This window comes from Streptomyces sp. NPDC031111, from assembly GCF_055570675.1.
The window spans coordinates 509,793-529,003 of sequence record NZ_JBVIGS010000004.1 but is presented as its reverse complement, the minus strand read 5'-3'; the positions used below and the strand labels follow the sequence as shown (position 1 = coordinate 529,003).

General features: G+C 72.3%; 17 protein-coding genes and 1 rRNA gene. 5 read left to right on the top strand and 13 right to left on the bottom strand.

The window, feature by feature from the left end:
- Nucleotides 1-75: ribosomal RNA gene (locus ACZ470_RS12780) — 16S ribosomal RNA — on the bottom strand; the annotation flags it as partial.
- A 759-nt stretch (nucleotides 76-834) separates the two neighbouring features.
- Between ACZ470_RS12780 and trpS the strand changes: the two genes are divergently transcribed.
- Entirely contained in the window at nucleotides 835-1,845 is a 1,011-nt protein-coding gene (gene trpS / locus ACZ470_RS12775) for a tryptophan--tRNA ligase (protein ID WP_468426886.1), read from the top strand.
- Here the strand turns inward: trpS and ACZ470_RS12770 are convergent.
- Nucleotides 1,800-2,774: a GlxA family transcriptional regulator gene (locus tag ACZ470_RS12770; protein ID WP_468426885.1), complete on the bottom strand. Its 975-nt coding sequence runs from the start codon at nucleotides 2,772-2,774 to the stop codon at nucleotides 1,800-1,802. The two genes, trpS and ACZ470_RS12770, sit on opposite strands and share 46 nt — an antisense overlap.
- A gap of 82 nt (nucleotides 2,775-2,856) precedes the next feature.
- Between ACZ470_RS12770 and ACZ470_RS12765 the strand changes: the two genes are divergently transcribed.
- On the top strand, nucleotides 2,857-3,456 hold the full coding sequence (locus tag ACZ470_RS12765; RefSeq protein WP_468426884.1) for a cysteine hydrolase family protein: 600 nt from the start codon (nucleotides 2,857-2,859) through the stop codon (nucleotides 3,454-3,456).
- An 18-nt stretch (nucleotides 3,457-3,474) separates the two neighbouring features.
- Here the strand turns inward: ACZ470_RS12765 and proC are convergent, their stop codons facing one another.
- The 6 genes from proC to ACZ470_RS12735 all read right to left on the bottom strand — a co-directional run bounded on the left by proC (nucleotide 3,475) and on the right by ACZ470_RS12735 (nucleotide 7,870).
- Nucleotides 3,475-4,287 (bottom strand): pyrroline-5-carboxylate reductase, encoded by an 813-nt coding sequence (proC, locus tag ACZ470_RS12760; RefSeq protein ID WP_468426883.1) that lies wholly within the window; start codon nucleotides 4,285-4,287, stop codon nucleotides 3,475-3,477.
- Between the two features lie 214 nt (nucleotides 4,288-4,501).
- The gene (locus ACZ470_RS12755; RefSeq protein WP_468426882.1) at nucleotides 4,502-5,287 is read right to left on the bottom strand and encodes an ABC transporter permease; all 786 of its coding nucleotides are present in this window, start codon (nucleotides 5,285-5,287) and stop codon (nucleotides 4,502-4,504) included.
- Complete coding sequence (locus tag ACZ470_RS12750) at nucleotides 5,284-6,075, bottom strand: ABC transporter ATP-binding protein (protein WP_468426881.1); 792 nt, start codon at nucleotides 6,073-6,075, stop codon at nucleotides 5,284-5,286. Before ACZ470_RS12750 ends, ACZ470_RS12755 begins: the two co-directional genes overlap by 4 nt.
- Nucleotides 6,076-6,108: 33 nt before the next feature.
- Nucleotides 6,109-6,903, bottom strand: a complete 795-nt coding sequence (locus ACZ470_RS12745; protein WP_468426880.1) for a class I SAM-dependent methyltransferase — start codon at nucleotides 6,901-6,903, stop codon at nucleotides 6,109-6,111.
- A gap of 64 nt (nucleotides 6,904-6,967) precedes the next feature.
- Complete coding sequence (locus ACZ470_RS12740; RefSeq protein ID WP_468426879.1) at nucleotides 6,968-7,456, bottom strand: EamA/RhaT family transporter; 489 nt, start codon at nucleotides 7,454-7,456, stop codon at nucleotides 6,968-6,970.
- 93 nt (nucleotides 7,457-7,549) lie between these two features.
- On the bottom strand, nucleotides 7,550-7,870 hold the full coding sequence (locus tag ACZ470_RS12735) for an SH3 domain-containing protein (RefSeq protein ID WP_468426878.1): 321 nt from the start codon (nucleotides 7,868-7,870) through the stop codon (nucleotides 7,550-7,552).
- Between the two features lie 183 nt (nucleotides 7,871-8,053).
- Here ACZ470_RS12735 and ACZ470_RS12730 point away from each other — a divergent pair, with 183 nt between their 5' ends.
- A complete protein-coding gene (locus ACZ470_RS12730) occupies nucleotides 8,054-10,150 on the top strand; it encodes a protein kinase domain-containing protein (RefSeq protein ID WP_468426877.1) in 2,097 nt (698 codons plus the stop codon).
- Between the two features lie 50 nt (nucleotides 10,151-10,200).
- Here the strand turns inward: ACZ470_RS12730 and ilvD are convergent, their stop codons facing one another.
- The 4 genes from ilvD to ACZ470_RS12710 all read right to left on the bottom strand — a co-directional run bounded on the left by ilvD (nucleotide 10,201) and on the right by ACZ470_RS12710 (nucleotide 14,726).
- Nucleotides 10,201-12,054: a dihydroxy-acid dehydratase gene (ilvD, locus tag ACZ470_RS12725; RefSeq protein ID WP_468426876.1), complete on the bottom strand. Its 1,854-nt coding sequence runs from the start codon at nucleotides 12,052-12,054 to the stop codon at nucleotides 10,201-10,203.
- A gap of 129 nt (nucleotides 12,055-12,183) precedes the next feature.
- Entirely contained in the window at nucleotides 12,184-12,870 is a 687-nt protein-coding gene (locus tag ACZ470_RS12720; protein WP_468426875.1) for a TetR/AcrR family transcriptional regulator, read from the bottom strand.
- Nucleotides 12,867-13,703, bottom strand: a complete 837-nt coding sequence (locus ACZ470_RS12715; protein WP_468426874.1) for a sugar phosphate isomerase/epimerase family protein — start codon at nucleotides 13,701-13,703, stop codon at nucleotides 12,867-12,869. Before ACZ470_RS12715 ends, ACZ470_RS12720 begins: the two co-directional genes overlap by 4 nt.
- 90 nt (nucleotides 13,704-13,793) lie before the next feature.
- Nucleotides 13,794-14,726 (bottom strand): Ppx/GppA family phosphatase, encoded by a 933-nt coding sequence (locus ACZ470_RS12710; protein WP_468426873.1) that lies wholly within the window; start codon nucleotides 14,724-14,726, stop codon nucleotides 13,794-13,796.
- Nucleotides 14,727-14,821: 95 nt separating this feature from the next.
- Here ACZ470_RS12710 and ACZ470_RS12705 point away from each other — a divergent pair, with 95 nt between their 5' ends.
- Complete coding sequence (locus tag ACZ470_RS12705; protein ID WP_468426872.1) at nucleotides 14,822-15,697, top strand: DUF3109 family protein; 876 nt, start codon at nucleotides 14,822-14,824, stop codon at nucleotides 15,695-15,697.
- Nucleotides 15,698-15,829: 132 nt separating this feature from the next.
- Here the strand turns inward: ACZ470_RS12705 and ACZ470_RS12700 are convergent, their stop codons facing one another.
- Nucleotides 15,830-17,608 (bottom strand): BACON domain-containing protein, encoded by a 1,779-nt coding sequence (locus ACZ470_RS12700; RefSeq protein WP_468426871.1) that lies wholly within the window; start codon nucleotides 17,606-17,608, stop codon nucleotides 15,830-15,832.
- 183 nt (nucleotides 17,609-17,791) lie between these two features.
- On the opposite strand from ACZ470_RS12700, the gene radA reads away from it, so the two are divergent.
- A complete protein-coding gene (radA, locus tag ACZ470_RS12695; RefSeq protein ID WP_468426870.1) occupies nucleotides 17,792-19,201 on the top strand; it encodes a DNA repair protein RadA in 1,410 nt (469 codons plus the stop codon).
- Nucleotides 19,202-19,211 lie beyond the last annotated feature (10 nt).

Here is a 19,211-nt window from a genome sequence, read left to right as displayed (position 1 = left end):
GGTTCATCGTTCGACTTGCATGTGTTAAGCACGCCGCCAGCGTTCGTCCTGAGCCAGGATCAAACTCTCCGTGAATGTTTACCGGTAATCCGGTGCAACACATCACGAGAGCGGAACATCGGGAGGAATAGTCCCGACGTTCACAGCGTCCTCGCTGTGTTTTTCAAAGGAACCTCGTCCCAACCGATAACCGGCTGGAGACGGGGTATCAACATATCTGGCGTTGACTTTTGGCACGCTGTTGAGTTCTCAAGGAACGGACGCTTCCTTCGTACTCACCCTCTCGGGCTTTCCTCCGGGCGCTTCCCTTCGGTGTTTCCGACTCTATCAGATCTTTTTCTCGACCTGACCCCCAGTCAGCGGGGTTTGTCTTCCCGGCCGTTGGGCCGTTCCGACGAGTGAGACTTTAGCGGATTCCCGGCTCCCGACCTAATCGGGGTCCTGCGCCCTATCGGGTGCGGATTCCTCATTTCGCGAATACGCATGCCAATGCCATGGCTGCGGACAGGCCGCTGCCTTGAACAGTGGTGGTACTTGCGGAATGGCTGTCCGGGGACCGACCGGAGTCGGCGCTCACGTCGGACAACTCGGAGAACAGTACGGATCCCGACGGGGCGTGTCAACTCGCTGCCTCGCCCCACCCCCGGGGCGTACCCTGGTCCCTATGACCACGCGTACGTACAGCCAGTTCTGGTGGGCCGCCTGACGGCGGCCGCCCCTACGTACGCACTCAACGGCCGCCGCCTCGGCGGCCGTTTCTGTTTCTCCCTCCAGGACTCCGAGGGGCGGCCGGCCGGGACGGCGGCCTCGGACAGGAGACGGAGAAGAGAAGCGATGACACGGGTCTTCAGTGGGGTCAAGCCGACCGGGCATCTGACGCTGGGGAACTACCTGGGGGCCATGCGGCAGTGGGCCACCGTCGACCAGCACCGGTCCGATGCGCTGTTCTGCATCGTCGATCTGCACGCGCTGACCGTGCACCACGACCCCGCGCGGGTGCGCAGGCTCAGCCGGCAGGCGGCGACCCTGCTGCTGGCGGCCGGGCTGGATCCGCGCCTGTGCACGGTGTTCGTGCAGAGCCATGTGGACGAGCACGCGCGACTGTCGTACCTGCTCGAGTGCGTGGCCACGGACGGCGAGATGCGGCGGATGATCCAGTACAAGGAGAAGGCGGCGCTGGAGCAGCGGCGGGGTGGAAGCGTGCGGTTGTCGCTGCTGACGTATCCGGTGCTGATGGCGGCGGACATCCTGGCGTACGGGACGGACGAGGTGCCGGTCGGGCACGACCAGACTCAGCATGTGGAGCTGGCACGGGATCTCGCGGTGCGGTTCAACCAGCGGTACGGGCACACGTTCGTGGTGCCGCGGGCCACGAATCCGTCGGTGGCGGCCCGGGTGATGAATCTGCAGGACCCGCTGTCGAAGATGGGCAAGAGCGACGACACCGGGCCGGGGATCGTCTATCTGCTGGACGAGCCGGACGTGGTGCGGAAGAAGGTCATGCGGGCGGTGACCGACAGCGGGCGGGAGGTCGTCTACGACCGGGAGTCCCGGCCGGGGCTCGCGAATCTGCTGGAGGTGCTGGCCGCCTGTACCGGTGAGGAGCCGGCGGAGTTGGCGGGGGCGTACGACTCGTACGGCGCTCTGAAGAAGGACACCGCCGAGGCCGTGGTGGAGGTGCTGCGGCCGTTGCGTGAGCGGCATCAGGAGCTGTGCGCCGATCCCGGGTATGTGGACGGCGTGCTGCGGGAGGGTGCGGAGCGGGCGCGGGGCATGGCGCGGCCGACGGTGGACGCGGCCTACCGGGCGATCGGGCTGCTGCCCCCGGTGAACGCGGCCCGGTAGGCGCGCGGGCTGGTGGCGAGGCGCGATGCGAAGTGCTGGCGCATCGTGACCTCGCTGCCGAAGCCGACCCGGCGGGCGATCTCGGGCATGGGGAGGTCGGTGCGTTCGAGGAGTCGCTGGGCCGCGGCGATGCGCTGGTCGAGGAGCCAGCGCAGCGGGGTGGTGCCGGAGGCGGCGGTGAAGTGGCGGGCGAAGGTGCGCGGGGACATCCCGGCACGGGCGGCCAGGTCGGCGACCGTGAGCGGTTCGTGGAGGTGGCGCAGGGCGTGCTCGCGCACGGCGGCGAGGGCGTCGGCGTCGCGGTCGGCGCGTGGGGTGGGGTGCTCGATGAACTGTGCCTGGGTGCCAGTGCGGAAGGGGGCCGTGACCATGGAGCGGGCGATGGTGGCGGCGGCTTCGGCTCCGTGGGCGAGGCGGACCAGGTGGAGGCAGAGGTCGATGCCGGCGGCGGTGCCCGCGGAGGTCCAGACGGTGCCGTCCTCGATGAAGAGGGCGTCGGGTTCGACGGTGATCTCGGGGTGGCGGGCCTGGAGCTCCGGGGCGAGGTGCCAGTGGGTCACGGCGCGGCGGCCGTCGAGGAGTCCGGCCTGGGCGAGGACGAAGGCGCCGGCGCAGAGGGCGGCGATCGGGGTGCCCGCGCGGTGGGCGCGGCGCAGGGCGTCGAGGACGGGGGTGGCGACGGTGGTGTCGTGGTCGACCAGTCCTGGAACGACGACCAGGTCGGCCTGGTCGAGCCAGTCGAGGGGGCGGTCGGGGGTGAGGGTGAGTCCGCCCGGCATGGGGACGGGGTCGCCGGGGGTGGTGGCGGCGCGGCGCAGTTCGAAGGGCGGGACGCCGCGGAGGGCGCGTTCGCTGCCCCAGACCTCGGTGATGACGGAGACGTCGAAGGCGCGGATGCCGGGGAAGGCGAGGAGGGCGATGCGCTGCATGCCACCATGATGGCAGTAATCCATCGATGCTCAGCATTGCTGCCACTGTTGTGCGGGTGGTCGGGGCGGCAGCATCGTGGCCATGGAGAAGACACAGCTTGAGGTCACGGAGAACGCCGCGCTCGTCCTCGTCGACGTGCAGAAGGGGTTCGAGGACGAGTTCTGGGGGCGGCGGAACAATCCGGAGGCGGAGCGGAACATCGCCGCGCTCGTCGACGTCTGGCAGGCGAGCGGGCGCCCCGTGGTGTTCGTACGCCATGACTCGCCCGCGCAGTCGCGGTCGCCGCTGCGGGTGGGGTACGTGGGGAACGACTTCAAGGACTTCGTCGAGGAACGGCGGGGGAAGGGTGCCGGCCCCGAGTTGCTCGTGACGAAGTCCGTGAACTCGGCCTTCTACGGTGAGCCGGATCTGGACGGGTGGCTGAAGGGTTCCGGGGTGCGGCAGATCGTGGTCGCCGGTATCCAGACGAACATGTGCAACGAGACGACGGCGCGCATGGGCGGGAATCTCGGCTACGACGTGCTGTTCCCGCTCGACGCCATGCACACGTTCGATCTGGCGGGGCCGTTCGGCTGGACGGCGACCGCGGACGAGCTGACGCGGGCGACGGCGGTGTCGCTGCACGGCGGAGGGTTCGCGCGCGTCGTGTCGACCGAGGAGGTGGTGGCCGCGGCGCGGTGAGGCCGCGGCCGGGGGGCGTCAGCCGTTGTTGCCGGAGGCGAGTTCGCGGCTTCGGTCGCGGGCGGCTTCGAGGGCGGCGATGAGGGCGGCTCGTACGCCGTGGTTCTCGAGTTCGCGGATGGCGTTGATGGTGGTGCCGGCGGGGGACGTGACGTTCTCGCGGAGTTTCACCGGGTGTTCGCCGCTGTCGCGGAGCATCGTCGCGGCGCCGATCGCGGACTGGACGATCAGGTCGTGGGCCTTGTCGCGGGGCAGGCCGAGCAGGATGCCGGCGTCGGTCATGGCTTCGACCAGGTAGAAGAAGTACGCCGGGCCGGAGCCGGAGAGGGCGGTGCAGGCGTCCTGCTGGGACTCGGGGACGCGGAGTGTCTTGCCGACGGCGCCGAAGATCTCCTCGGCGTGGGCGAGGTGGCCGGCGTCGGCGTGGCTTCCGGCGGAGATGACCGACATCGCCTCGTCGACGAGGGCGGGGGTGTTGGTCATGACGCGGACGACCGGGGTGCCGGTGGCGAGGCGTTCCTCGAAGAAGGCGGTGGGGATGCCGGCCGCGCCGCTGATGACCAGGCGGTCGGCGGGGACGTGGGGGGCGAGTTCGTCGAGGAGGGTGCCCATGTCCTGCGGTTTGACCGTGAGGATCAGGGTGTCGGCGGTCTTGGCGGCTTCCTGGTTGGAGACCGGGGTGACTCCGTAGCGGGTGCGGAGTTCTTCGGCTCGTTCCTGGCGGCGGGCGGTGACCAGGAGGTCGGTGGGGGCCCAGCCGGCGCGGATCATTCCGCTGAGCAGGGCTTCGCCGATCTTTCCGGTGCCGAGGACTGCGACTTTCTGGGTCATGGCTGTTGGTGCCCTCCGGGGGTGGGTCGTCCCTTGTCATCCTCGCATCCCCGGGGGTGGGTGGGGGTGGGGCGTCCAGTGGGCGGGATGTCGGCCCGGGGGCCGGGGTGGGGTGGGCCGGGGGTGGGTGTCGCTCACCCCGCTTGTGGGGTGCCGTCCGCGCCCACCCGTGCCGCCCCAGCGGCACGACTGCCCGCGGGGGGTGGTGGGGTGGTTATGCCGTTCGGCGTTTCAGAGTGGCCGCTCCCAGGGTCAGGACCAGGAGGGCGCAGGACGCGACGATCAGGGTGTCGCGGATGAAGGCCGCGGTCATGTCGGTGTGTTTGAGGACCTCGTTCATGCCGTCCACGGCGTAGGACATGGGGAGGACGTTCGAGATGGCCTCCAGGACCGGGTGCATGTTGTCGCGGGGGGTGAACAGGCCGCAGAGGAGGAGCTGGGGGAAGATCACGGCCGGCATGAACTGGACCGCCTGGAATTCCGAGGCCGCGAAGGCCGAGACGAAGAGGCCGAGGGCCGTGCCGAGGAGCGCGTCGAGCAGGGCGACCAGGAGGAGCAGCCAGGGGCTGCCGGTGACGTCGAGGCCCAGGAACCAGAGGGCGAGGCCGGTGGCCAGGGCGGACTGGATGATCGCGAGGGTGCCGAAGGCGAGGGCGTAGCCGGTGATCAGGTCGCCCTTGCCGAGGGGCATGGCGAGGAGGCGTTCGAGGGTGCCCGAGGTGCGTTCGCGCAGGGTGGCGATGGAGGTCACCAGGAACATCGTGATCAGCGGGAAGATCCCGAGGAGTGACGCGCCGATGTTGTCGAAGGTGCGTGCGCTGCCGTCGAAGACGTAGCGGAGCAGGAACAGCATCACGCAGGGGATGAGGATCATCAGCGCGATGGTGCGGGGGTCGTGGCCGAGCTGGCGCAGGACCCGGGCCGCGGTGGCGGTGGTGCGGGCGAGGTTCAGGGCGCTGGGCGGGGCGGGCGCGGCCGTCGCCGGGTGGGTGGTGCTCATCGGGTGGTCTCCTTCGTACGGCCTGCCGCGATCGCCTCGTCGACCAGGTGCAGGAAGGCCGCCTCGACGGTGTCGCAGCCGGTGTGGGTGCGGAGGGCGTCGGGGGTGTCGTCGGCGAGGATCTCGCCCGCGCGCATGAGCAGGAGGCGGTGGCAGCGCTCGGCCTCGTCCATGACGTGGGAGGAGATCAGCAGGGTGGCTCCGCGTTCGGCGGCGATGGCGTGGAAGAGCTGCCAGAGGTCTCGGCGCAGGACAGGGTCGAGGCCGACCGTGGGTTCGTCGAGGACGAGGAGCTCGGGGGTGCCGAGGAGGGCCACGGCGAGGGAGACGCGGCTGCGCTGGCCGCCGGAGAGGTTGCCGGCGAGGGCGTCGGCGTGGCTGGTGAGGTCGACGTCGGCGATGGCCCGGGTGACGTTCTCGTGGCGGCGGTCGGCGGAGGCGCGGCCGGGGTCGAGGATCGCGGCGAAGTAGTCGAGGTTCTGGCGGACGGAGAGGTCGTCGTAGACGGAGGGGGCCTGGGTGACGTAGCCGATGCGGGTGCGCAGGGTGGGGTGGCCGGCGGGGCTGCCGAGGACGTCGAGCGTGCCGGTGACCTTGGCCTGGGTGCCGACGACGGCCCGCATCAGGGTCGACTTGCCGCAGCCGGAGGGGCCGAGGAGGCCGGTGATCTGGCCGCGCGGGACGGTGAAGTCGAGGCCGCGCAGGACGGTGCGGGGGCCTCGGACGACGGTGAGGTCCTGGGCGTGGACGGCCGGTTCCTCCGGTGGCCGGGAGGAGTAATTCATCATGCGATGAATAGTCCTCCCGGTCCCGGGGAGGCGTCAAGCCGTCGAGGTCGACGGTGTGGTGGCGAGGAGGAGGATGACGTCGTACGTCTCCTCGACCATTCCGTCCGGGAAGGCGTCCAGGACGTGCCGTCGCTCCTCGGCGAGGTAGGCCGCGCGGCGCTCCGGGGTCCGGGTCAGCAGCATCGAGTGGCTGCCGAGGTTGGCCAGGTGGGTGTCGAGCGGGACGCGCCGGCTCCAGCGGATGTCGCGGCGGAGGAAGTCGAGGCGGCCCGTGGGGTCGGCGGTACGTGCGTTGATGTTGCGTTTCTCGGCGGCGACGTCGATGCGGAAGGCGCGGTCGGCGCGGTCGGCCGCCTCCGCGATCCAGGGCACGTCGAGCGCGCTGGTGTTCCACCACAGCGCGAGTGCGCCGCCCGGGCGCAGGACACGCACCGCTTCCGGGACGGCGCGGGCGGGGTCGGTCCAGTGCCAGGCCTGGGCGTAGGTGAGGAGGTCGGCGCCGTGGTCGGCGAGGGGGAGGGCGTTGCCGTTGCCCCGGACGACCGGCACGTCGGGGAGGGCGCGGCGGAACTCGGCCGCCATGCCCTCGCCGGGTTCGACGGCGACGACGTCGGCGCCGCGCGCGTGCAGGCGGGCGGTCGCTATGCCCGTACCGGCGCCGACGTCCACCACGCGGGAGCCGGCCAGCGGGCGGCCGGTCAGCTCCTCGATCGCGTCGAAGAGGGCGGGCGGGTAGGAGGGGCGGTTGGCGGCGTACTGGGCGGCGGCGGCGTTGAAGGAGTGGGCTCGGGTGGTGTGGGTGACCTGGTCGGCCCTCGGTGTCGTCATACGGCCATGGTGGCCGGGGGACGGGAGGGCGTCAGGGGGTTTTCCCCGGCCGGCGGGACACCCCTCAGGAGCGGCGGCGCTTCTTCTTGGAGGGGTTGCCGGAGCGGCGGGTGGTGCGCTTCTCGTACTCCTCGCGGGCCGTTTCGTACTCCGCGCGGTGGAGCTTCTCGCCCGGGGCCTCGGTGAGGGAACGGAAGAAGTAGGCGAGGAGGGAGCCGACGAAGCCGACGGCCAGGAGGCCGCGGAGGGAGGCCTGGCGGTCGGGGTCGGGGCGGCGGGTGAAGCTCTCCCAGGTGTGGCGGAAGGCGAGCGCGCTGCACACGGCGAACATCACGACCATGAGGAGCGAGACGAAGCTGCCGACGTCGGCGATCCGGAGGCCGTCGTAGGCGACGCGCAGGACGAGGCAGGCGGCCGCCGCGGCGGCGAGGGAGCCGGCGGCGACGCCGATGCGGCGGGCGGTGTAGCCGCCGGAGTGGTCGACCCAGGTGGTGCCGAAGAAGCGGATGGGTTCGGGCCGGGGGCCGGCCGGGGTGCCGTTGTCTGCGCTCACGCGTCGATTATGGCTCCGGGGGCGACGCGGGTTCCGGGCGGGCGGACGTGGACGCCCCGGGCCGCCGAGGCGGGCCCGGGGCGTGGTGGCCGGTCAGGCGCAGCGCGAGGCCACGTAGCCGTCGCGGCCGGTGTACACGTACGCGTCCGAGACGTACTCGCCGTTGCTGATGTTGTCCCAGATGTTCGACGTGCCGTAGGGGCCGGTCACCGTGGTGCCCGGCTTCTGGCAGTAGATCGGGACGCGGGCGCCCTCGGGGAGGACGCGCACGACGGCGTAGTCCGTCCCCGGGCCGACGCGGACGTTCAGACGGACGCCCGGCGCGACCGAGTAGTAGCGGACAGCCGTGGCCGCGGTCGTCGCGACGGCCTCCTCCGTGCCGGACTCGACCTCTTCGGCTCGGTCGACAGACATGAGAACTCCCCCCGTTGATGACCCCATGACTGATATGGGGTCACGTTGATACCCCTGGAACAAGCCATGAAACACGAGTTCACAACTCGCACGCGGAGGCTAGCAAGTCGCCTCGGTCCCGTACGAGTCATCGACTAGGCTCCGTGCGTCGCGCGCGCGGACGAACAGCACGGGGGTGGTCCCATGGCGCCACAGCAGGACACCACGGCGGGCGCGGAAGCGGAACTTCCTGAGTACGCCGGTCACTACCGACTTGAGTCACGTCTCGGCTCCGGCGGCATGGGGGTGGTGCATCTGGCCCGCAGCACCTCCGGGTTGCGGCTCGCGGTCAAGGTCGTGCACTCCGAGTTCGCGCGGGACCCCGAGTTCAGGGGCCGCTTCCGCCAGGAGGTCGCGGCGGCGCGGAAGGTGAGCGGCGCGTTCACGGCCTCGGTCGTCGATGCCGACCCCGAGGACGCGCAGCCCTGGATGGCGACCCTCTTCATACCCGGCCCGACCCTCGCCGACGAGGTGAAGCGGAACGGTCCGATGGCTCCCGCGCAGCTGCGGCGGCTGATGGCGGGGCTCGCCGAGGCGCTGCGCGACATCCACCGTGTCGGGGTGGTGCACAGGGACCTGAAGCCGAGCAACGTCCTGCTGGCCGAGGACGGGCCGAAAGTCATCGACTTCGGCATCTCCCGGCCGAAGGACAGTGAGCTGCGAACCGAGACGGGCAAACTGATCGGGACGCCGCCGTTCATGGCGCCCGAGCAGTTCCGCCGACCGCGGGAGGTCGGACCGGCCGCGGACATCTTCGCGCTGGGGTCGGTGATGGTGCACGCGGCGACCGGGCGCGGGCCGTTCGACTCCGACAGCCCGTACGTCGTCGCCTACCAGGTGGTGCACGACGAACCCGACGTGTCCGGGGTCCCGGCGGAACTGACGCCTCTCGTGCTGCGCTGTCTGGCCAAGGATCCCGAGGACCGGCCGACTCCGGACGAGTTGATGCGGGAGCTCCGGTCCGTGGCGGCGACGTACGACACCCAGGCGTTCATTCCGGCGCAGCGGACGGCTCGGACCGCGGAGCCGGCGCCCGTCGTTCACGAGCCCGAGGAACCACGGCCCCGTAAGCGGCCGGGCAAGCGGGTCCTTCTGATCATCGGTGCGGCGCTGGCGGTGGTCGTGTCCGGTGCTGTCGCCGCCACCCAACTGGCGGACAAGCCCGGTCCGTCGCCCCGGGGGACGTCCGGCCCCACCGGTGCGCCCGCGTTCGGCGGCTGGGAGTCGGAGCCCGTGGCCGACGGGGGCGACATGCCCCAGTGCTCGTACGGCGCGCACGCGCTGTTCTGTTCGCAGGCCGGTGCGGTCTTCGCCCTCGACCCGTCGGACGGCCGCCTCCTGTGGCGGAAGCCGGTGCCCGACCAGTCCGCCGGCCGTCCCCCGGTCGTGGCGGGCGGACTCGTCCACGCCTATACGGGCGGCGGCCGGCGCGTGCAGGCACTGGACGCCGGGTCGGGGCGCAAGGCGTGGCAGAAGGACCTGCCCGAACCGGCCCTGCCCGGCTACGCGGGCACCATGGTGCTGCTCACCCGTGCGGACGGCACGGTCACGGGGATGGACGGCGCCTCGGGCGAGTCGACATGGCGCCGTGCCTTCCCGAAGCACCGCGGCGCGTCCTTCGACTCGTTCGGCGAGGCACGGCCGGCCTATGCGACGAGCCGTACGCCCGACGGGTCCCGCACACAGGTCACCGCGATCGACCCGGAGACGGGCGCGGTGCGGTGGGAGGTGCGGCTGGACGGGTCGCTGAAGCCGATCGGCGTCCACGCGGGGGCCGTGTTCTTCCTCGCCCACGACCCGGTGACGGGCGACACCACCGCCCTCGTCCGCCACTCCCCCGGCTCCGGCGCGTCGACCCGGGTCCCGCTGTCCGTTCCGCGCCAGGACGTCCGGGCCACCGTGCGCGGGAACGTCGTCCACCTCCTGGCCCAGGGCGGTGCGCTGGAGGCCGTCGACATGACGGCGCGGAAGCGGCTGTGGCACCTGGAGACGGGGATCGTGCGCGGCTCCGCCCCCGTCTCCGACGGACGGCATGTGTACGTCACCGCGCCCGACGGGCGGCTGCTCGCCGTGGACGCGTCGACGGGGCGGCTGCTCGGGCAGACGGAGCCCCGGCTGGGGAAGGCCGGCACCGTGGCCGCCGCGCTGCCGCAGCCGGTGGTCGCGGACGGGCGCGTCTACGCGTCCGCGCCCGACGGGACGGTGTTCGCCGTGGACGGGCGGCGTCCGGCCGCCTGGTAACGGCGGGGGGCCGCTCCCGCACTGCGGAAGCGGCCCCCGGCGACCGGGTCTCAGCCCAGCTTCGTCACGTCCCGCACCGCGCCCTTGTCCGCGCTGGTGGCCATCGCGGCGTACGCCTTCAGGGCCGCCGAGACCTTGCGGTCGCGGTTCTTCGGGGCGTACCTGCCGCCCAGGGCCTGCTCGCGGCGGGTCAGTTCCGCGTCGTCCACCAGCAGCTCGATCGAGCGGCTCGGGATGTCGATGCGGATGCGGTCGCCGTCCTCGACCAGGGCGATGGTGCCCCCGGAGGCCGCCTCCGGGGAGGCGTGGCCGATGGACAGGCCGGACGTGCCGCCGGAGAAGCGGCCGTCGGTGACCAGGGCGCAGGCCTTTCCGAGGCCGCGGCCCTTCAGGTACGAGGTCGGGTAGAGCATCTCCTGCATGCCGGGGCCGCCCTTGGGGCCCTCGTAGCGGATGACGACGACGTCGCCCTCCTTGACCTGCTGGGTGAGGATCTTCTCGACGGCCTCCTCCTGCGACTCGCAGACGACCGCCGGGCCCTCGAAGGTCCAGATGGACTCGTCGACGCCGGCGGTCTTCACGACGCAGCCGTCGACGGCCAGGTTGCCGCGCAGGACCGCCAGGCCGCCGTCCTTGGAGTAGGCGTGCTCGGCGGAGCGGATGCAGCCGCCCTCGGCGTCCTCGTCCAGGGAGTCCCAGCGCTCGGACTGGGAGAAGGCCTCGGCGGAGCGGACGCAGCCGGGGGCCGCGTGCCACAGCTCCACGGCCTCCTGGGAAGGGGAGCCGCCGCGGATGTCCCAGGTCTTCAGCCAGTCGGTGAGGGACGGGCTGTGCACGGAGTGCACGTCCTCGTTGAGCAGGCCCGCGCGGTGCAGTTCGCCGAGGAGGGCGGGGATGCCGCCGGCACGGTGCACGTCCTCCATGTAGTACGTGCGGTCCTTGGCGACGTTGGGCGCGACCTTGGCGAGGCACGGGACGCGGCGCGAGAGGGCGTCCATCTCGGTGAGGCCGTAGGGGACGCCCGCCTCCTGGGCGGCGGCCAGCAGGTGCAGGATCGTGTTGGTGGAGCCGCCCATCGCGATGTCGAGCGCCATGGCGTTCTCGAAGGCGGCGGCTGTGGCGATGTTGCGGGGCAGGACCGAGTCGTCGTCCTGCTCGTAGTAGCGGCGGGTCAGGTCGAGCACCGTGCGGGCGGCGTTCTCGTAGAGCGCCTTGCGGGCGGTGTGGGTGGCGAGGACCGAGCCGTTGCCGGGCAGGGAGAGTCCGATGGCCTCGGTCAGGCAGTTCATCGAGTTGGCGGTGAACATGCCCGAACAGCTGCCGCAGGTGGGGCAGGCGTTCTCCTCGATGCGGAGGATGTCCGCGTCGGAGATCTTGTCGTTGACCGCCTCCGACATCGCGTCGACCAGGTCCAGGGTGCGGACCGTGCCGTCGACCAGGGTGGCGCGGCCGGACTCCATCGGGCCGCCGGAGACGAAGACGGTCGGGATGTTCAGGCGCAGGGCCGCGTTGAGCATGCCCGGGGTGATCTTGTCGCAGTTGGAGATGCAGATCAGGGCGTCGGCGCAGTGCGCCTCGACCATGTACTCCACGCTGTCCGCGATCAGGTCGCGGGAGGGCAGGGAGTAGAGCATGCCGCCGTGGCCCATGGCGATGCCGTCGTCCACGGCGATCGTGTTGAACTCGCGCGGGATGCCGCCGGCCGCGACGACCGCCTCGCTGACGATCCGGCCGACCGGGGCCAGGTGCGTGTGGCCCGGCACGAACTCCGTGAAGCTGTTGGCGACGGCGATGATCGGCTTCCGCCCGATGTCCGCGCCGGGTACACCGGAGGCGCGCATAAGGGCGCGGGCGCCCGCCATGTTGCGGCCGTGGGTGACTGTGCGGGACCTCAGCTCGGGCATCGTCGCTCGCTCCTTCGGAGAGTTATGACTGTCGTCGAGCGTACGCCGGTCATCCAGAGGGCGGGACAAGGTGTCCGGAATGCGGGATGCGTGTCTCGGCCCGCGCGGGGCGGGTCCCCCGGCGGGGTGTCAGCGCCCGGTGAGGTGCCCCTGCACCACCGGCGCCACCCGCCTGATGATCTGCTCCGCGTCCGCCGAGGCCAGCGGCTCGACCTTGATCACGTACCGGACCATCGCGATCCCGACCAGCTGGGCGGCGGCGAGCTCGGCGCGCAGCTCCGCGTCCTCCACGTCGAGCTGCCCGGCGATCCGGCGCAGCAGCTGGCTGGCGATCAGTCGGCGGAAGACGCCGGCCGCGGTCTCGTTGTTCACGGCGGAACGGACGATCGCGAGCAGCGGGACACGGGTGACCGGGTTCTCCCAGAGCCCGATGATCATGCGTGTCATCCGCTCGCCGACCTCGTCCAGCGGGCCGTCGAGAACCGTGTCCCGCGCGCCGAGCACCGGCGCGAAGGCCACCTCGACGGCGGCTTCGAACACCTGCTCCTTGGTGCCGAAGTAGTGGTGCACCAGCGCGGAGTCGACCCCGGCCGCCTTGGCGATGCCCCGGACGGACGTCTTCTCGTACCCGCGGATCGAGAACTCCTCGCGGGCGGCGTCGAGGATGCGGTCCCGGGTGCCGGCCGATTCCGTACGAGGCGGGCGGCCGCGGCGCCGGGCGGTGCCGTTGCTCCGCGCGGAGGCGGCGGAGGCGACGGAGGAGGCTTCCGGGGCGGCGGAGGCGTCCGGGCCGTCGCCGGCGGTGATGCCGATCATGACCGCGGCACCTTGAGGGCGGAGGTGGAGGCCAGGTGCAGGCGGGTGAACGCCAGCGCCTCGGCCAGATCGGCCTCGCGCTCGGCGCTCGACATGGCCCGCCGGGTGTTGACCTCGATGACGACATGGCCGTCGAAGCCGCTCCGCGCCAGGCCCTCCAGCACCTCGGCGCAGGGCTGGTCGCCGCGGCCGGGCACCAGGTGCTCGTCCTTGGCCGAGCCCTTGCCGTCGGCGAGGTGGACATGCCCGAGGCGGTCGCCCATGCGGTCGATCATCTGAAGGGTGTCGGTGCGGGCGGTCGAGGCGTGGCTGAGGTCGATCGTGAAGTGGCGGTAGTCCTCCTTGGTGACGTCCCAGTCGGGGGCGTACGCCAGCATCTCGCGGTCGCGGTAGCGCCAGGGGTACATGTTCTCGACGGCGAACCGCACGTCGGTCTCGTTCGCCATCCGCCAGATGCCGTCCACGAAGTCACGGGCGTACTGCCGCTGCCAGCGGAAGGGCGGGTGGACGACGACGGTGCTCGCGCCGAGCTTCTCGGCGGCGGACCGGGCGCGCTGGAGCTTGGTCCAGGGGTCGGTGGACCACACGCGCTGCGTGATGAGCAGGCAGGGCGCGTGGACGGCCAGGATGGGGATGCGGTGGTAGTCGCTGAGTCTGCGCAGGGCCTCGATGTCCTGGCTGACCGGGTCGGTCCACACCATGACCTCGACGCCGTCGTACCCGAGGCGCGCGGCGATCTCGAAGGCCGTCGCCGTCGACTCCGGGTAGACGGAGGCCGTCGACAGGGCGACCTTCGCATCCGGGATGCGGACTACGTCCCTTGGTTCTGCCACGAGCCTCAGGTTACGGGGTGGGGTCGGGTGGGTGCGGGGTGCCCGTTCGCCGTTGTGGTGATTGCCATAGCGAGGGCCGCTGTCCCCGGTCTATCCCTGGTCCATGTGATCCAGCCGGCGGAGGATCACGCCCTCCCGCAGGGCCCAGGGGCAGATCTCCAGGCGTTCCACGCCGAACAGGTCCATGGCGCCCTCCGCGACGAGGGCCCCCGCGACCAGCTGGCCCGCGCGGCCGTCGGAGACTCCGGGCAGCTCGGCGCGCTCGGCGGTGGTCATGGCCGCGAGCCTCGGCACCCAGCCCTCCAGGGACTCCCGCTTCAGCTCCCGCTGGACGTACAGGCCCTCGGCGGAGCCGGGAGCTCCGGCGATACGGGCGAGCTGCTTGAAGGTCTTGGAGGTGGCCACCACGTGGTCGGGAGCGCCGAAGCGGCTGAACTCGCCGACCGTGCGGGCTATCTCGGTGCGCACATGGCGGCGCAGCGCGCGTACGTCGTCGGGCTGGGGCGGGTCGCCGGGCAGCCGGGCGGCGGTGAGGCGGCCGGCGCCCAGGGGCAGCGACACCGCGGCGTCGGGCTCCTCGTCCATGCCGTAGGCGATCTCCAGGGAGCCGCCGCCGATGTCGATGACGAGCAGTTTCCCCGCCGACCAGCCGAACCAGCGGCGGGCGGCGAGGAAGGTGAGCCGGGCCTCCTCCTCACCGCTGAGGACCTGGAGCTCGACCCCCGTCTCCTCGCGCACACGCGTGAGCACGTCGTCCGCGTTGCCGGCCTCGCGCACCGCGGAGGTCGCGAACGGCAGCAGTTCCTCGACGCCCTTGTCCTCGGCGGCCTGGAGCGCCTCGTGGACGACCGCGATCAGCCTGTCGACCCCGTCGGGGCCGATGGCCCCCTCGCCGTCGAGGAGCTGGGCGAGGCGCAGTTCCGCCTTGTGCGAGTGCGCGGGCAGCGGGCGCGCGCCCGGGTGCGCGTCCACCACCAGCAGATGCACCGTGTTCGAACCCACGTCGAGGACACCGAGTCTCATGTACGGAACGTTACTGCCCGCCGCGCGGGGCGACGGCTCCTCTGCCGAGGCCGAGCCGGTCCCGGACGCGGTCCCGGGCGACTTACCCTGGACGGGTGCCAAAGACGAAAAAGGCGAAGGACGAAAAGCAGGACAAGAAGGCCAAGAAGGACAAGAAGGCCGGACTGGCCGAGGGTCCTTCGCGGGCGACAGCAGCACCGCAGGCGCCGGGAACGGCGCCGGTGGACGACGAGCGGGGCCTCGACTTCGCCCGCGCGTGGGTGGAGTTCCCGGATCCGGCGGACGACGAGCAGGTCTTCCGCTGCGATCTGACATGGCTGACCTCTCGCTGGAACTGCATCTTCGGCAGCGGCTGCCAGGGCATCCAGGCGGGCCGCGCGGACGACGGCTGCTGCACCCTGGGTGCCCACTTCTCGGACGAGGACGACGAGAAGCGGGTCGCCGAGCATGTGGCGAGGCTCACGCCGGACATCTGGCAGCACCACGCGGAGGGCACGAGGAACGGCTGGGTGTCCGAGGACGAGGACGGCGACCGGCAGACCCGCCCGTTCCAGGGCTCGTGCATCTTCCAGAACCGGCCGGGCTTCGCGGGCGGCATGGGCTGCTCGCTGCACATCCTCGCCCTCAAGGAGGGCCGCGAGCCGCTGGAGACCAAGCCGGACGTGTGCTGGCAGCTGCCGATCCGGCGGACCTACGACTGGATCGACCGGCCCGACGACACGCGCGTGCTCCAGGTGTCGATCGGCGAGTACGACCGCCGTGGCTGGGGGCCGGGCGGCCACGACCTGCACTGGTGGTGCACCTCGGCCACCTCGGCGCACGGCGCCGGGGACCCGGTGTACGTCTCCTACCGCGCGGAGCTGACCGAGCTGATGGGCAAGGCGGGCTACGACCGTCTGGTCGAGCTCTGCGAGGAACGGCTGGCCTCGCAGCTGCCCCTGCTGGCACCCCACCCGGCGGACCCGGCCTGACACCCCCGAGGGGGTGCCTCGTCGATCGGGCCGGATCAGCGAGCTGCGTCCGGCACCGTGTGGCGAGTGAGGACAACTCGACGGGGCGCGGTGCCGGGCGTCGGGAGCCCGGCGTGATCGGCGGGACACCCCCTACGACGTGACCGGGCTCGGGGCGTCGTCGTCGGTGGGTGGGGGCGGGGCCTCCGGGTCGGTCGGGACCGGGCCGGAGGGTGTGGGACCGGAGGGGGTCGGGCCGCCTGTCGTGGGGTCCGGGCCGGGCGAGGACGGCGGGTCGCTCGGTGTGGGTTCCGAGGGCTCCGGCGTGGTGGGCGTCGGCTCCGGGCCGGACGACGACGGAGGGGGGTCGCCCGGGGTGCCGGGGTGGGCGGTGCCCGGACCGCCGGGGTGGCCGGAGGGCGGGCCGCCGCCCGGCGTGGAGGGGGCGGGGCCGTGCCCGTCGATGGTCACGGCCGAACCGGCGGGAGAGATCGCCACGGTCGCGCTCCACGGGCCGGACGGCTCGTGCAGCTGGTCGACGTACACCCTGATCGTCACCGACTCCCCGGGGGCGAGCGTCCCCGACGACCGGCTCAGGTAGAGCCAGGACGCGCCCGTCGACGCGGACCAGCGGACCGGTCCGGCGCCCGTCGCGGTGAGCGTGATCAGCGTGGTGTCGCCGCTGTGGTCGGCCGTGACGCCCATCGCGGCGGCGCCCCTGTGCCCGGCCCCGGTGACGCCGACGACCTCCACGGACACGTCCGACTCGGCGTCCTCGCCGAAGCCGGCCCCGGGCCGGGTGCGGGCGTTGCCGGTGTTCTCGTAGCCGCCCGCTCCCTCGCCGTCGAGGTCGACGGTGCCGCCGTCCTCCCGCGCGGAGGCCGAGCGGCCGTCCTGGGCCTCCCCCACGGGGGTGCCCCGGTAGGCGGCCCACAGGGCGAGCACGGGCGCGGCGACGACGGTGGCGACGACCGTCGTCGTGACGGCACGCGCGCGCAGGCGGTCCCTGCGGGCGACGCGGTCCTTGGGGTCCATCGGGAAGCCGCGCCGGTCGAAGCGGGGCGCGGCGGCACGCGCGCGTGCGTGGTGCGCCAGGGCGGCGTGCAGGGCCGCGCCGGGCGCCTGGAGGACCGGCAGGGCGTCCGGTGTGACGCTGGTGCCGGGCCAGCGGCCCGGGATGGCCCGCTCGGCGGTACGGCGGCAGCGCGGGCAGTCGTCGACGTGCCGGACGAGTTCGCGGCGCAGGGTCGCGCTGAGCACCAGCCTGCGGTCGCCGGTGAGGTGCGCCACACCCGGGCAGGCGCCGGTCTCGACGACGGCGAGCGCCGCGCGGGTGCGTTCCACCTCGCAGGCGGCCGAGGCGAGCAGCTCACGCGCGGCGGGTGGTTCCATGCCGAGCACGGCGGCGACCTCGTGGGCCGCGAGACGGTGGCGCACGGCGAGTTCGAGCGCCTCGCGCTGCTCCGGCGTGGTGCCTGCGGCCTCCGGCCAGGCCAGCTCGGCCAGTTCGCGGCGGCGCCGCTCCCGCACCTCCTCGGCGAGGGCCGGGGCGGTGGCGGGCCGGGGCGGCCGCTGCCGCCCGGAGCGGCCCACGGCGTGGCCGGCCTGACGTTTCTGCTTGGCCTCGGCCAGCTTGCGCAGACACGCCCAGCGGGCCAGCGCGTACAGCCAGGCCCTGCGGTCCCCGGGGTCGCCCGGCGCGTACCGGGCGCGGCGCTCCGCGAGCGCGAGGACGTCGGCCAGGGCGGCGGTCGCCGTGTCGTGGTCGCACAGCACGGACAGGCAGTAGGTGAACAGGCCGTCCAGGTGGGGCTCGTAGCGGGTGGCCGGCCGCTCCGCCAGCGTGCGCGCGGCCCCCCGGTCACGCACTTCCCGGTGCGCCCGGTGTGCTCCGGTCATACGGGTCGAGGTCTGTGGGCCACTGCTCGTCATCCGGCGACCGTAGGCGGCTCGGGTCGGCGCCCACCGGAGCCCTGCGGACTTTTAATCCGTACGGGTGAAACGATCCCTCTATCGAGGACAGGAACCTTTCGCCTTCCCGTGGGCCGCCCTCTCGTGCGGGCTGCCGCCGGGTGCGGCGGTCCCGTTGTCAGAGGGTGCCGTTACCTTGTGCGCATGGCTGCCCGTACCAAGAGCTCCAAGGACCGACCGTCCTACCGCTGCACCGAGTGCGGCTGGCAGACGGCCAAGTGGCTCGGTCGCTGCCCCGAGTGCCAGGCCTGGGGGACGATCGAGGAGTACGGCACGCCCGCGGTGCGTACGACGACGCCCGGCCGGGTCACCACCTCCGCCCTGCCCATCGGCCAGGTCGACGGCCGTCGGGCCACCGCCCGTTCCACCGGGGTGCCCGAGCTGGACCGGGTGCTCGGCGGCGGACTCGTGCCCGGTGCGGTGGTGCTGGTCGCGGGCGAGCCGGGCGTGGGCAAGTCCACACTGCTGCTGGACGTCGCGGCCAAGTCGGCGAGCGAGGAGCACCGCACGCTGTACGTCACCGGGGAGGAGTCGGCCAGCCAGGTCCGGCTGCGGGCCGACCGCATCCACGCCATCGACGACCATCTGTATCTCGCCGCCGAGACGGATCTGGCCGCCGTGCTCGGCCACTTGGACGAGGTGAAGCCGTCCCTGCTGATCCTGGACTCGGTGCAGACGGTGGCGTCCCCGGAGATCGACGGCGCCCCGGGCGGCATGGCCCAGGTGCGCGAGGTGGCGGGCGCCCTGATCCGGGCCTCCAAGGAGCGCGGGATGTCCACGCTCCTCGTGGGCCATGTCACCAAGGACGGCGCGATCGCCGGGCCGCGTCTGCTGGAGCACCTGGTGGACGTCGTCCTGCACTTCGAGGGCGACCGGCACGCGCGTCTGCGGCTGGTGCGCGGCGTCAAGAACCGGTACGGCACCACGGACGAGGTCGGCTGCTTCGAACTGCACGACGAGGGCATTACGGGCCTCGCCGACCCGAGCGGACTTTTCCTGACCCGTCGTGACGAACCGGTCCCGGGTACGTGTCTGACCGTCACCCTGGAGGGCCGCCGCCCCCTGGTCGCCGAAGTGCAGGCGCTCACGGTCGACTCGCAGATCCCCTCCCCCCGGCGCACCACGTCCGGCCTGGAGACCTCACGCGTGTCGATGATGCTCGCGGTGCTGGAACAGCGCGGCCGGATCAGCGCCTTGGGCAAACGGGACATTTACTCCGCGACGGTGGGCGGGGTGAAGCTCTCCGAGCCGGCCGCGGATCTGGCCGTGGCGCTCGCGCTGGCGTCAGCGGCGAGCGACACCCCGCTGCCGAAGAACCTGGTCGCGATCGGCGAGGTCGGCCTCGCGGGCGAGGTGAGACGGGTCACGGGCGTCCAGCGCAGGCTCGCCGAGGCCCACCGTCTGGGCTTCACGCACGCCCTGGTTCCGGGCGATCCGGGCAAGGTCCCGCCGGGCATGAAGGTCCTGGAAGTGGCGGACATGGGGGACGCGCTGCGGGTCCTTCCGCGCTCCCGTCGCCGAGAGGCCCCACGGGACGAGGAGGACCGCCGGTAGACTTTGCCCA